Origin of the sequence: Spirosoma sp. KCTC 42546 (genome assembly GCF_006965485.1) — a bacterium.
Classification (GTDB): Bacteria; Bacteroidota; Bacteroidia; order Cytophagales; family Spirosomataceae; genus Spirosoma.
In genome coordinates, this window is sequence record NZ_CP041360.1 from 1,559,070 (window position 1) to 1,571,991 (window position 12,922).

The window sequence follows — 12,922 nt, forward strand, 5'->3', positions numbered from 1 at the left end:
CGCCCATTCGGTTGTCCTATTCTGGCTTTATTAGTTCACTTACCTGTTTTCCAGTTGCTGTGTTGCATTCAGTCGGTTCAAAGCCGATTGGATAACAACGTAAAATCTTGTCGCAAGCGTTACGATCTTCCACGTAACGATTCTCTCTTAGTTACTAAGCTATTCTAACCTTCCCTGGGGAGGGATACTTCGTTGACTTATCTCTGAAGTCATTATGCTGAACGCCATTATCCATTTTTCAATTCATAACAAACTCATCATTGGGTTTCTAACACTGGCGCTGGTAGTTTGGGGCGGTTGGTCGGCTACGCAACTGCCGATTGATGCCGTGCCCGACATTACCAACAACCAGGTGCAGGTCATTACCAGCAGCCCATCGCTGGCGGCCGAAGATATCGAACGACTTGTAACCTTTCCAGTCGAAGTAGGGCTTTCCAACATACCCGGTCTCATTGAAATTAGGTCGTTTTCGCGCTTTGGCCTGTCTATCGTAACGGTCGTTTTTAGTGATGCCACCGACGTGTACTGGGCACGACAGCAGATTGCCGAGCGGCTACAGAACGTAACGACCCAGATTCCGCCAGGTGTGGGTACGCCCGCGATGGCCCCCGTAACAACCGGCCTGGGCGAAATTTTCCAATACACCGTCGTACCTAAAAAGGGCTACGAAAGCAAGTATTCTCTCGCCGATCTGCGTACGATTCAGGACTGGATTATCCGCCGGGGACTGCTTGGTACGCCCGGTGTGGCCGATGTTAGTGGGTTCGGTGGCTTGCTTAAACAATACGAAATTGCGGTTGACCCCGACCGACTGCGGAGTATGGGCGTCACCATCAATGACCTGTTCACGGCCCTTCAACAGAACAACCAGAATACGGGCGGTGCCTATATCGACAAGAAACCCAATGCTTTCTTTATCCGCTCTGATGGCCTGATTGGCTCCACCGATGACATTGCCAACATCATGGTGCGGCTGAATGACCAGCACTTGCCCGTTCGGGTGCGCGATGTGGCTCAGGTGCGGATGGGGTCGGCGGTGCGCTATGGGGCCGTAACACGCAACGGACAGGGCGAAACCGTTGGGGCAATTGTGATGATGATCAAAGGCGGAAACTCGTCGGAAGTGATCAAGGATGTAAAAAACAAGATCGCTGAAATCAGAAAAACACTGCCTGAAGGTGTCCAGATTATACCGTTTCTGGATCGAACCAAAATGGTCAACAGCGCAATCGGTACGGTTGAACGCAACCTGCTGGAAGGGGCCATTATCGTCATTTTCGTGCTGGTACTACTGCTGGGAAATTGGCGGGCGGGCGTGGTGGTGGCATCGGTTATTCCGCTGGCGTTGCTCTTCGCTATTTCAATGATGAATCTCTTTGGCGTATCGGGCAACTTGATGAGCCTTGGCGCTATCGACTTCGGCCTGATTGTCGATGGGGCCGTTATTATTGTAGAAGCCACCCTGCACCACATTCTCCTGCGCAATAAGGACCAGACCCTCACGCAGGAGCAAATGGATGATGAAGTGTTCGGAGCTGCCAGCCGGATTCGGTCGTCGGCCGCTTTTGGAGAAATTATTATTCTGATTGTGTACCTGCCTATTCTGGCATTATCGGGCGTGGAAGGGAAAATGTTTCGGCCTATGGCGCTGACGGTTGCGTTTGCGATTCTCGGCGCGTTTATCCTGTCGCTGACCTACGTGCCCATGATCTCATCGTTGCTGCTGGACAAAAAAGTCGCCCACAAAAACACGTTTTCGGATAAGCTGATGAAGCAAATCCAGCGATTCTACGAACCAGCTCTACTGTGGTCGTTGCGGCACCGATTACCTATTTTACTGAGTGCCGTGGGCCTGTTGGCACTGGCGGGATTTCTATTTAGCCGGATGGGGGGCGAATTTATCCCCCAGCTCGACGAAGGCGATTTTGCCGTCGATACCCGGACGCTGACAGGTAGCTCGTTATCCGAAACAGTCGATGCGACACTCAAGGCCGAACGGATTCTGCTCAAACAGTTTCCTGAAGTAGAGCAGGTAGTCGCTAAAATTGGTTCCGGCGAAATTCCAACTGACCCCATGGCCATTGAAGCCGCCGATCAGATGGTGATTCTGAAACCCAGAGATCAATGGACATCCGCCAAAACACGTGACGAACTGGCGGGGAAAATGGCCGAGGCTTTATCTGTAATTCCGGGCGTAACCTTTGGCTTTCAGCAGCCCGTTCAGATGCGATTTAACGAACTGATGACGGGTGCGCGGCAGGATGTGGCCCTGAAAATTTACGGGGATGATCTCAATCAATTGGAAAAACTGGCCGGTCGGGTGGGCACGATTATCCGGAAGATCGACGGCGCTAAAGACTTATACGTGGAGCAGGTAGCAGGACTAGCGCAGATTCTGATCAAACTGGACCGAAATCAGATTGCCCGTTTTGGGCTGAATGTAGCCGATGTAAACCGAACGATCAACACAGCCTTTGCGGGTCAATCGGCCGGGCTGGTGTTTGAGGGCGAAAAACGCTTCGATCTGGTGGTTCGCCTTGCCGCCGACAAACGGCAGAGCATCGAGGATATTCAGAACGTATACATTGCCACACCAACGGGCCAGCAGATTCCGCTATCGGAAGTTGCGAAGGTAACGATGGAGCAGGCACCTAACCAGATTCAGCGTGACGATACACACCGACGCATTACGCTGGGTTTCAACGTGCGCGGGCGAGATGTGGAGAGCATCGTGACTGAGCTTCGGCAGAAAGTGGATCAGCAGATTAAGTTTCCGGCAGGTTACTATGTTACCTACGGTGGGCAGTTTCAGAACTTGATCGATGCCAAGCAACGGTTGAGTATTGCCGTTCCTATTGCACTGGCGCTGATTTTTGCGCTCCTGTTTTTTACGTTTGATTCTGTCCGGCAAAGCCTCCTGATTTTTATGGCTATTCCGATGGCGGCTATTGGGGGCGTATTTGCCCTACTACTGCGCGGGATGCCCTTTAGTATCTCGGCGGGTGTTGGTTTTATCGCTCTTTTCGGGGTATCGGTACTGAACGGTATTGTCCTGATTGCCGAATTCAACCGACTTCGGCATGAGGAAGGCCTAACCGATATGATCGAAATTATTCGGAAAGGAGCGGAGGTTCGTTTAAGACCCGTAATCATGACGGCTCTTGTGGCATCATTCGGCTTTATTCCGATGGCGGTTTCCAACTCGGCAGGAGCGGAGGTGCAGAAACCATTGGCCACGGTCGTCATCGGCGGGCTGTTAACAGCGACCTTACTAACGCTGATTATTTTACCAATTCTGTATTCGCTGATGGAAAAGAAATCGCTGGAGCGAGAGGCCAAAGCCACTGATAAACAACCAAAAAAGAAAACAACTTCCATTGCTACAATCATCTTGCTTATGCTGGCAGCTTCAACAACCGGCTGGTCGCAGATGGCACCGATGCAGGCCATTACCCTCGATCAGGCGTTGCAACAGGCCACTACCCGTAATGCGCAGATCCAGCTATCCGGGCTGAATGTGAGCCAGCAGCAGGCTTTGCGCCGGACTGCCTATGATGCAGGTCGGTTATCGGTAGTAGGAATGTTGGGGCAGTATAACAGTCGCCGGTTTGATAATAACCTGACAGTTACACAGACCATTCCGAACCCGACGCTGATGCGCCGACTGGCCGATCTAAACGATCAAACAGTTTCGGCTCGTCAGCTCGAAGGGCTCGTGACGCGGAATGATGTGCAATATCAGGTGAAGTCAACTTATTACGATCTGGTGTATCTGCAACAGAAAACGCGCTTATACCATCAGCAGGATACGATTCTGACTGAGTTTGTCAAAGCCGCTAACCTGCGCTATCGGGTGGGGGAAACTGGAAGCCTCGAAAAAGCGACCGCCGAGAGCCAACTGGCTGATCAACGGGTACGGCTGGCACAGAACGAAAGTAATCAAACCGCCACTCGAACGCGCTTGCAAACGCTACTGTACCGTAATGAGCCAGTCAGCATCCCAGAGCAGGAACTGCCCAAACTGACGTTGCTGATACCTACCGATAGTACGGCACTTGCTCAAAATCCACTCCTGCGGCAGTTACAGCAGCAAATTCGCGTTGCTCAGGAATCCCGCTCTGTGGAACAGGCGCGGCTCAAACCCGATTTTCTGGTCGGCATTTTCTCCCAAACCCTCACCGGGAGCCAGTTGATCGATGGGCAGGAGCTGTACTTTGGGCCGGGTTACCGATTTTACGGTGGCCAGATTGGGGTGACGTTTCCGTTATTGAGCGGAGCCGGGCGGGCACGGGTCGAAGCCGCCCGCGTTGGGGAGCAACTCGCCCAGACGCAACTGCAAAGCCAGAAACTGGCGCTTCAGCAACAGATTACTCAGGCCGTTACCCAATACGGGCAATATCGCGATGCGTTGGCCTATTACGAGCAGAACGGACTGGCGCAGGCACAACTGATCCAGACCAAAGCCCGGCAGGCGTTCAGTGGGGGTGATATTGGTTACGTCGAATTTTCGCTGGCCATTCAGCAGGCGCTTACGATTCGCCTGAACTACCTCGATCTGCTCAATCAATACAATCAATCTGTTTTATACATTAACTACCTGGCTGGCAATCCCTAAGCTACCCGTGTACCCTCATATGACATCCATTCATTCATCGATTCGTTTTGCCCAGCTTATGCTGCTGATGATCAGTAGTCTGGCCGGATTGTCGGCTTGTCAGTCTGCCGAAAAAGCCAGCGCTGGTACAGAGTCTGAAAAATCTTCTGATTCTACCGCTTCGGCGGATTCTGCCCCCAAACCCGGTGATCCGGTTCGGGTTGCCCTGACGCAGGCACAATACAACGTGGCTGCCATTCAACTCGGCCAACCTACGCCCCGTACGCTCAGCACCACCCTTAAAGTGAACGGTTCGCTCGATGTACCAGCTCAGAATCAGGTATCTGTCTCGGTGCCTTTTGGTGGCTACATCCGAAAAATCGACCTGGAACCGGGTATGCGGATTCGTAAAGGACAGACGCTGGTTGTGCTCGAAAATCCGGAATACATTCAGTTTCAGCAGGACTATCTGGACACAAAAGCCAAGCTGGAATACGCCGATCTGGAATTTGCCCGCCAGCAGGAATTAAGTCGGGAGAATGTGAACGCCCTAAAGGTGTTTCAGCAAACTCGCGCCAACCGGCAGAGTCTGCAGGCTCAACTGGCAGGTATGGGCCAGCGACTGGCTTTGCTGCACATCAATCCGGCCACACTAACCCCCGACCGACTGACGCGTACGATTACCATTCCCTCGCCGGTATCGGGTTTCGTGACGGATGTGCCCGTTAACAATGGCCGGTATCTGAATCCCTCCGATGTATTGGTTCAAATTACGGACCTCACCCACCCGCACGTTCGGCTGAGTATTTTCGAGAAAGATATTAGTCGGATTCACGTGGGCCAGATTGTGCGGTTTGGGATGGGTGGCGATGCCACGTTAGCGCACCGGGGCCAAATTTTCCTGATCGGTAAAGCCATCGCTGCCGACCGGACCATTTCGATATTGGCTCACCCCGATGGCTATTCGGATGATTATATTCCGGGTGGCTACATATCGGCCCAGATCGATGTGAAAACCCAACCGTTGCCCGCCTTGCCCGAAGAAGCGATCGTTAATTTCGGCGGCAAAAATTACGTTTATATACTGGAGAAAAAGGAAGCCAACCCAGCAACCTATCAGTTTCGCCAAGTTGAAGTGAAGCCTGGCGTGCGGGAAAGCGGGTACGTAGCGATAACCCTGCCTGCTGATATTGATCCAAAACAAACCCCAATTGTGGTTAAAGGGGCTTATAATCTGTTGGCCAAATTGAATAATAGCGAAGAGGAGTAGTCATAATTTTCCGTGGTGTCAGATGGAAGCATCTGACACCACGGAAAATTATGACTACTCCTCTAGTTTTCGAAGGTTATCTAACAAAGTTTCTACTTCTATCAATAGATCAACCACTGTATACTTTGCCGTTTGCCAGACTAAGGTGAGATCAACATTCAGGTAATCATGAATAAGCCGATCTCTGAAACCAGCCGGGGATATGAGGATAGCGCTCGCGAAAGGCCATTGATAAGCGTTTCGTTGCTTCTCCCATAACCTCAAACTGCCGAATACAGGCATCCTGAACCATGGATTGTTGGATGAAATCCGTTTCGGAAAGATCATCAACGTAGCTAATGATGCTGTTTAGGCAGGTTTCAATATGTTCTAGATAAACCAGATCAGACTTCATAAATTACCTGTAAGTCGCTGGCAATTGATTCCTGAACACGCGGATTCGACCGTTTAAGTGCGTTTTCGGTCACTAAATCAATGTGAACGCCTAAGGCATCTTCCAGGGTGTCCCAGACGTTCATAAGCTTGATTAAGTCCATTGGAACGCCAAAGTTTACCAGCAGATCCAAATCGCTATCGGGCTTATTGTCACCTCGTGCATACGAACCAAATACGCCAATTCGGGTAGGCTGATAGGGGAGCAGATGCGTAATAATCTGCTGTGTTTGCTGGGGTGTCATGCTGGTATTTACGTTTGGTACTACAAAGATAACTGTTTTCCTGCTTGCCAGTTTTTAGCTAATTTTTATAGCTTCTTCATTGCCAGATGGCATCCTGATCAACAAATACCGTACTTTGGCGGTTAATTTCCTCATCCATCAATCAGTCATAGCCGCTTGTGCGGTTAATTTCCTGTATGCTATATCCGCTGACGTTCAAAACCATTTTTAAAGAAAAAATCTGGGGAGGCCAGAAAATCAAAACCATTCTGGAGAAAGACTTCTCCGGATCGCCGGACCGTCCCCTGCCCAACTGTGGCGAAACCTGGGAAGTCTCCGATGTAGAAGGCAACGTGTCCATTGTGAACGAAGGTAGTTTACAAGGCAAATCGCTGCACGAGCTGGTGGAGGAATACAAAGGTGAACTGGTTGGCAAACACGTGTACGAACAGTACGGGAATCGGTTTCCGCTGCTAGTAAAATTTATCGATGCCAATGATGACCTTTCTATTCAGGTTCACCCGGACGATGAGCTGGCTAAAAAGCGCAAAAGCGGTTTCGGTAAAACCGAGATGTGGTACATCATGCAGGCCGACGAAGGCGCAAAGCTCAACTCGGGTTTCAATCGCGAGCTTACTAAAGATGAGTACGTAAAAGCCGTAGCCGACAATACCATTCAGGACCTGTTGAATATTGAAACGGCCAAACCCGGCGATGTATTCTTCCTGCCTGCCGGTCGGGTTCACTACATTGGGAAGGGCCTGTTGCTTGCTGAAATCCAGCAAACCTCCGACACAACCTATCGAATTTATGACTTCGATCGTGTGGATGCCACCACCGGTCAGAAGCGTGAACTCCATACCGAACTGGCCGTCGATGCCATTAATTATCATCATTACGATCATTATAAAACCCAGTACGACAAAAAGTTAAATGAGAGCGTCAACGTTGTAAAAAGTGATTATTTCATAACCAACGTATTGAATTTCAACGAGGAAGTCGCTCAAGATTACTCGCGCATCGACTCGTTTGTGATTCTGATTTGCGTGGCGGGTGGACTAACCATCGAAACGCAGGGCGGCTACAGCTTATCCCTCAAAATGGGCCAGTGCGCGCTGATTCCCGCATCGGTCAATAACCTGACGCTGATTCCCGATGGCGACATGACGGTTCTGGAAACGTATGTACCGTAACCGGGATTTATATGATTTGACTGATTTTTTATGATTAACAGAGATGCCTTTTCACCTTTAATCAACAGAATCAGTTAAATCATATAAATCCAGGTTCAGATATGCGCTATTGCCTTGCCCTTGATCTTAAAGATGACCCGGCCCTGATTGCCGAATATGAACAGTACCACAAACGGCTCCGGCCTGAAATTGAAGCTAGTATTCGCGAGTCGGGCATAACCGATATGCAGCTTTACCGCATTGGTAATCGGCTGTTTATGATTATGGAGACCGACGAGACATTTTCCTTCGAAGCGAAAGCTGCCGCCGATGCCGCCAATCCGAACGTTCAGGAGTGGGAGAACCTGATGTGGGGTTATCAGCAAGCGTTGCCGATGGCGAAACCGGGAGAGAAATGGGTGCTGATGGATCGTATTTTTAAGCTTTGATTTCTGCGAAACAGGCACGGGTAAATACCCGTACCAGAGACGTATTCAACCTCCGAGCCTCAACTGAGGCTCGGATTTTATTTCTTAAAATTGTAAAATAAACTTGACATAATGAAAAACTAGCTTTACATTTGATGTGTCAAACAAACTTTACATATTCATGAAGACAAAATGGCTTTTTCCGCATCGTTTCCGGCTGATTGGCTGGTTGATTTTCGTTCCGTCAACAATTCTGGGCTTGGCGGCTTTGTACGCTGATTTTAAGATTAGCTGGTTAACTGCCAGCTGGCTGAGTGAGTCAATGACGATAACATCGGGTAATTCGATAACGCACTTAATGGATAATCAGGATCTGACTGACGAAATAGCGGCAATTGGCGTAATCGTTGGGTTATTATTGATCGCCTTTTCGCGTGAGAAAGTAGAAGATGAAATGATTAGCCAACTACGACTGGAAGCTCTACAATGGAGTGTTTATGCCAACTATATCATTCTGGCAATTGCTATTTTGACAGTCTATGATACCGCTTTTTTTAACGTCATGATCTACAATATGTTCACGATTCTGCTGGTCTTCATTTGCCGGTTTCGTTGGCTTCTCTACCGGAACAACCATCAAATACTGGCTCTATGAAAAACCGACTTAAAGTAGAGCGGGCTGAACAAAACCTATCCCAGGCCGACCTGGCCGACCGCATTGGCGTAAGTCGACAAACAATTAACTCGATTGAAACGGGACGCTATGTGCCGTCAACCATTTTGTCACTAAAACTGGCACAGGTGTTCGGTAAACCTGTAGAGTATATCTTTACGCTCGAAGAGACCGATTGAGACAATGCCGAATCTGTATATTCTTGCTGGTTGTAACGGCGCAGGAAAAACGTCTGTTGCATATACCTTGTTACCCGAAGTAGTTGAGTGCAAGGAATTTGTTAATGCGGATGAAATTGCTCGTGGCTTATCACCATTCAATGTTGAGTCAGTTGCCTTTGAGGCTGGGCGTATCATGCTGGAACGTATTGATTACCTCATTGGGAAACGAGTAGATTTTGCGCTTGAAACAACATTATCAACTCGTTCTTACAGTCAGCTTATTCGGCGCGTTAAACCGCTTGGCTATACAATCACTCTTGTGTATTCCTGTCTGGATTCGGTTGAACTGGCAAAGGAGAGGGTAAAATCAAGAGTTGAACAGGGTGGGCATGATATACCTCCTGAGGTAATCGAACGGCGTTATTACCGTAGTTTAAAAAATCTTGTTAACTTGTATCTACCAATCTGCGATACTTGGATTATCGTTGATAACTCACTAAGTGAACTACGACTAGTCGCAGAAGGGCATGGTTTAGATTATTCTGTTGTTAATCATACAATTTGGTTTTGGCTTCAAGGACATGGAACAAATTAGTGTAGTGACCGATACGGAAAAGCTGTTTAAAGGTGCGCAGTTAGCAATTAAAAATATTATTGAAAAAGCTAAACGCGATGATCGAACATTAGTTGTCTCACGTGACGGAAAACCTGTCCACGTCAGAGCCCGCGACCTATAAGCTAAGCTTCACAAAATATAGTCACCAACAAAAAAACGCCCACGTCCAGCGGGCGTTTTTTTGTTGGTGACCCAACCGGTCCTATCGCTATCTTTACGATTATCAATTTCTCTTAGCTTAGCAACACCATGAAATACTGGCTCTACGCACTGCTCGCGTTTGTCATTACCGTTCCGGCTCAGGCACAACTCACATCAACCGCTAACTTTGTTCGGGATAATTACCAGAAAACGGAATACAAAATCCCCATGCACGACGGCACGAAACTGCATACAACCGTCTACGCCCCGAAGGATGCGTCAGCGACTGCGAAATATCCGTTCATGATGCAGCGGACGTGCTACAGTGTGGCCCCTTACGGGCCCGATACCTATCCGGCACAGGTTGGCCCGTCGGGAACGCTCATGCGCGACAAGTTTATTTTCGTGTATCAGGACGTGCGGGGCCGGTGGGCATCCGAAGGCACCTGGACGAACATGACCCCAACCGTAACCGACCAGCAACCCGTTGTGGCCGCGAAGGGTAAAAAGATGGTGACGAAACCCACCAACACGACCCTTGTCGATGAGAGTTCGGATACCTACGATACCATCGAATGGCTGCTTAAAAACATACCGAACAACAACGGTCGGGTAGGGCAGTGGGGCATTAGTTATCCTGGTTTTTACACCATTGCCGGTGCCGTAGCGGCTCATCCTGCCCTGAAAGCGTCGTCGCCACAAGCGCCCATCTCCGATTTTTTCTTCGATGATTTTCACCACAACGGTGCGTTTATTCAGGCGTATCTGTTTACGTACCCTGTATTTGGCGTTCAGCATCCGCAGCCCACTACGCAGGCCTGGTACAACAACGATTTCATCAATACAAAATCAAAGGATGGTTTTCAGTGGCAGTTAGATCTCGGTCCACTCAAGAATGTCGATAAATACTACAAGGATAATTTCTATTGGCAGGAAACCGTCAACCACCCGAACTACGACGAATTCTGGCAGAAACGAAGCATCATTCCGCACCTCAAAAACATCAACCACGCCATGATGACCGTCGGGGGCTGGTTCGATGCGGAAGATTTGCCGGGTCCACTGAATATCTACAAAACGGTTGAAAAGAATAATCCGGGCACGTATAACACGCTGGTAATGGGGCCGTTCGGGCACGGCCGCTGGTCGCACGAGACGGGGCACACGCTGCATAGCAATGTCTACTTTGGTGATAGCGTAGCCACCTTTTACCAGCGCAACATCGAGGCAAAATTCTTTACGCACTTCCTGAAAGGCGCGGGTGATGGCAAGACTGGATTACCCGAAGCCTACCTGTTCAATACGGGCCGGAATGAATGGAAAACATTCGATAAATGGCCCGCTGCCAATGCGCAACCGATGCAGTTTTTCTTAGCCAGTACTGGGAAACTGGCGCAACAGGCAGGTAACGCGTACTCGGAATTTGTGAGTGACCCGATGAAGCCGGTGCCTTATACCGAAGACATTACGACTACGCAGGGCTTTACACCATTCAACTACATGTCGGAAGACCAGCGGTTTGCAGGCCGGCGGCCGGATGTGCTGACCTTCCAAACCGATGCACTGACCGACGACCTGACCCTAGGGGGCGAAATTATGGCGAAACTTAAAGTCAGTACCACCGGCACCGATGCCGATTGGGTTGTAAAACTGATCGACGTCTACCCGCCCGACGAACCGAACCACCCGTACATGCCGAACAAGAATATTACCCTCGGCAATTATCAACAGATGGTTCGTTCAGAAGTGATGCGAGGACGGTTCCGTAATTCGTTCGAGAAGCCCGAACCCTTTAAACCGGGCGAAGTGACGGACGTGAACTTCCGGTTGCAGGATGTATTACACACCTTCAAAAAAGGCCATCGGGTAATGATTCAGGTACAAAGCACCTGGTTCCCACTGATCGACCGTAATCCACAGACCTATGTGGATAACATCTTCAAAGCCGATGAAAAAGACTTTCAGAAAGCCACGCATCGAGTGTACGATAGTTCGGTGATTGAGGTACAGGTGCTGAAATAAGACAAAGAGTCTAGTTATCTTGTTGTACTTTTTGTCATTCCGACTTTAGGAGGAATCTCAACGCTGTGTAGTAGTCAAGCTTGAGATTCCTCCTAAAGTCGGAATGACAAAAAAGTATTTAGGCAGATTTTAGGCAATCTTACATCTTTATAATTACCAACTTATGAAAGCCATCTGGAACGGCCAAACCATTGCCGAAAGTAACGACACTGTTGTCGTCGAAAATAATCACTATTTCCCGAAAGAATCCGTGAATTCTGAATTTCTGGCAGACAGTCAAACGCATACGACCTGCCCTTGGAAAGGACTGGCCTCGTATTATTCGCTGACGGTAGACGGCAAAACGAACACCGACGCGGCCTGGTATTATCCTGATCCTAAATCGGCCGCCAGCCAGATCAAAGACCGGGTAGCCTTCTGGAAGGGCGTTACCATCACCGAATGATCGAGATTCAAAACCTGACCAAACGATTTGAGTCGCACACAGCCGTGGACGGGGTCTCGCTGAGCGTGGGGCCGGGTGAAACACTTGTGTTGCTGGGAACCAGCGGCTGCGGCAAAACGACTACGCTCAAAATGATTAACCGCCTGATCGAACCCACCAGCGGATCGATCCGTGTGGCGGGCGTAGATGTTGGACAGCAACCCGGTCCTGAACTTCGCCGACAGATCGGTTATGTGATTCAGGATGGGGGCTTGTTCCCGCATTATACCATTGCCGAAGCCATCGCCACCGTACCAAAACTTCTTGCTTGGGAACCAGCCGAGATCCAGAAGCGCACCAGCGAGCTAATCGATAAGCTTCAGCTCCCTAAATCGGTGCTGAATCGGTATCCCTCCGAATTGAGCGGTGGCCAGCGCCAGCGGGTTGGTCTGGCACGGGCATTGGCGGCCAAACCGCCAGTGGTGCTCATGGACGAGCCGTTTGGTGCCCTGGACCCATTCACACGCCGACATGTCCGTCGGGAATTATTTGGCTTAAATGAATTGAAGGAGACAACGGTTGTACTCGTTACGCACGATGTCAGCGAAGCCCTCGAACTGGCCGACCGTATTGCGTTGATGGACAAAGGGAAAATCGTGCAGATTGGCCCGCCAAATGAGTTGCTGAAACAACCCGCCAACGATTTCGTTCGGGATTTTCTGGATTTATGAAAGGCAAATGAAACACAGAGGAACGGAGGGTTAA

Annotated in this window: 13 protein-coding genes; 10 read left to right on the forward strand and 3 right to left on the reverse strand. The window is 49.6% G+C overall.

All coding sequences use genetic code 11. The features are described from left to right. Positions 1–214 precede the first annotated feature (214 nt). Positions 215–4,615, forward strand: a complete 4,401-nt coding sequence (locus EXU85_RS06285) for a CusA/CzcA family heavy metal efflux RND transporter (RefSeq protein WP_142771256.1) — start codon at positions 215–217, stop codon at positions 4,613–4,615. 19 nt (positions 4,616–4,634) lie between these two features. Continuing rightward, positions 4,635–5,864: an efflux RND transporter periplasmic adaptor subunit gene (locus EXU85_RS06290; protein ID WP_142771257.1), complete on the forward strand. Its 1,230-nt coding sequence runs from the start codon at positions 4,635–4,637 to the stop codon at positions 5,862–5,864. A 54-nt stretch (positions 5,865–5,918) separates the two neighbouring features. Here EXU85_RS06290 and EXU85_RS36120 read toward each other — a convergent pair whose 3' ends face one another. Genes EXU85_RS36120 through EXU85_RS06300 form a run of 3 tightly spaced genes read right to left on the reverse strand, consistent with a single transcriptional unit; the run spans position 5,919 to position 6,541 of the window. Beyond that, a complete protein-coding gene (locus EXU85_RS36120; protein WP_371732041.1) occupies positions 5,919–6,128 on the reverse strand; it encodes a HepT-like ribonuclease domain-containing protein in 210 nt (69 codons plus the stop codon). Beyond that, the gene (locus EXU85_RS35745) at positions 6,031–6,258 is read right to left on the reverse strand and encodes a DUF86 domain-containing protein (RefSeq protein ID WP_246859446.1); all 228 of its coding nucleotides are present in this window, start codon (positions 6,256–6,258) and stop codon (positions 6,031–6,033) included. Before EXU85_RS35745 ends, EXU85_RS36120 begins: the two co-directional genes overlap by 98 nt. Continuing rightward, positions 6,248–6,541, reverse strand: coding sequence for a nucleotidyltransferase family protein (locus tag EXU85_RS06300; protein WP_142771258.1), 294 nt, complete (start codon positions 6,539–6,541; stop codon positions 6,248–6,250). Before EXU85_RS06300 ends, EXU85_RS35745 begins: the two co-directional genes overlap by 11 nt. Positions 6,542–6,717: 176 nt before the next feature. Between EXU85_RS06300 and EXU85_RS06305 the strand changes: the two genes are divergently transcribed. The 8 genes from EXU85_RS06305 to EXU85_RS06340 all read left to right on the forward strand — a co-directional run bounded on the left by EXU85_RS06305 (position 6,718) and on the right by EXU85_RS06340 (position 12,888). After that, a complete protein-coding gene (locus EXU85_RS06305) occupies positions 6,718–7,713 on the forward strand; it encodes a type I phosphomannose isomerase catalytic subunit (protein WP_142771259.1) in 996 nt (331 codons plus the stop codon). A gap of 101 nt (positions 7,714–7,814) precedes the next feature. Then, the gene (locus EXU85_RS06310; protein ID WP_111348004.1) at positions 7,815–8,141 is read left to right on the forward strand and encodes an L-rhamnose mutarotase; all 327 of its coding nucleotides are present in this window, start codon (positions 7,815–7,817) and stop codon (positions 8,139–8,141) included. A 160-nt stretch (positions 8,142–8,301) separates the two neighbouring features. After that, positions 8,302–8,775, forward strand: a complete 474-nt coding sequence (locus EXU85_RS06315) for a hypothetical protein (protein ID WP_142771260.1) — start codon at positions 8,302–8,304, stop codon at positions 8,773–8,775. Beyond that, the gene (locus EXU85_RS06320) at positions 8,772–8,972 is read left to right on the forward strand and encodes a helix-turn-helix transcriptional regulator (protein ID WP_142771261.1); all 201 of its coding nucleotides are present in this window, start codon (positions 8,772–8,774) and stop codon (positions 8,970–8,972) included. Before EXU85_RS06315 ends, EXU85_RS06320 begins: the two co-directional genes overlap by 4 nt. 4 nt (positions 8,973–8,976) lie before the next feature. Beyond that, the gene (locus EXU85_RS06325) at positions 8,977–9,549 is read left to right on the forward strand and encodes a zeta toxin family protein (protein WP_142771262.1); all 573 of its coding nucleotides are present in this window, start codon (positions 8,977–8,979) and stop codon (positions 9,547–9,549) included. Between the two features lie 270 nt (positions 9,550–9,819). Beyond that, positions 9,820–11,733: a CocE/NonD family hydrolase gene (locus tag EXU85_RS06330; protein WP_142771263.1), complete on the forward strand. Its 1,914-nt coding sequence runs from the start codon at positions 9,820–9,822 to the stop codon at positions 11,731–11,733. Between the two features lie 163 nt (positions 11,734–11,896). Then, the gene (locus EXU85_RS06335; RefSeq protein ID WP_142771264.1) at positions 11,897–12,178 is read left to right on the forward strand and encodes a DUF427 domain-containing protein; all 282 of its coding nucleotides are present in this window, start codon (positions 11,897–11,899) and stop codon (positions 12,176–12,178) included. Then, positions 12,175–12,888 carry an ABC transporter ATP-binding protein gene (locus tag EXU85_RS06340; protein WP_142771265.1) on the forward strand — a complete coding sequence of 238 codons (714 nt, stop codon included), beginning with the start codon at positions 12,175–12,177 and terminating at the stop codon, positions 12,886–12,888. Before EXU85_RS06335 ends, EXU85_RS06340 begins: the two co-directional genes overlap by 4 nt. The last annotated feature ends 34 nt before the right edge of the window (positions 12,889–12,922 follow it).

Coding starts and splice junctions, on each gene's coding strand:
- EXU85_RS06285 (WP_142771256.1), top strand. CDS start 215: ATGCTGAACGCCATTATCCATTTTTCAATTCATAACAAACTCATCATT.
- EXU85_RS06340 (WP_142771265.1), top strand. CDS start 12,175: ATGATCGAGATTCAAAACCTGACCAAACGATTTGAGTCGCACACAGCC.
- EXU85_RS06335 (WP_142771264.1), top strand. CDS start 11,897: ATGAAAGCCATCTGGAACGGCCAAACCATTGCCGAAAGTAACGACACT.
- EXU85_RS06305 (WP_142771259.1), top strand. CDS start 6,718: ATGCTATATCCGCTGACGTTCAAAACCATTTTTAAAGAAAAAATCTGG.
- EXU85_RS06330 (WP_142771263.1), top strand. CDS start 9,820: ATGAAATACTGGCTCTACGCACTGCTCGCGTTTGTCATTACCGTTCCG.
- EXU85_RS35745 (WP_246859446.1), bottom strand. CDS start 6,258: ATGAAGTCTGATCTGGTTTATCTAGAACATATTGAAACCTGCCTAAAC.
- EXU85_RS06315 (WP_142771260.1), top strand. CDS start 8,302: ATGAAGACAAAATGGCTTTTTCCGCATCGTTTCCGGCTGATTGGCTGG.
- EXU85_RS06320 (WP_142771261.1), top strand. CDS start 8,772: ATGAAAAACCGACTTAAAGTAGAGCGGGCTGAACAAAACCTATCCCAG.
- EXU85_RS06290 (WP_142771257.1), top strand. CDS start 4,635: ATGACATCCATTCATTCATCGATTCGTTTTGCCCAGCTTATGCTGCTG.
- EXU85_RS06310 (WP_111348004.1), top strand. CDS start 7,815: ATGCGCTATTGCCTTGCCCTTGATCTTAAAGATGACCCGGCCCTGATT.
- EXU85_RS06325 (WP_142771262.1), top strand. CDS start 8,977: ATGCCGAATCTGTATATTCTTGCTGGTTGTAACGGCGCAGGAAAAACG.
- EXU85_RS06300 (WP_142771258.1), bottom strand. CDS start 6,541: ATGACACCCCAGCAAACACAGCAGATTATTACGCATCTGCTCCCCTAT.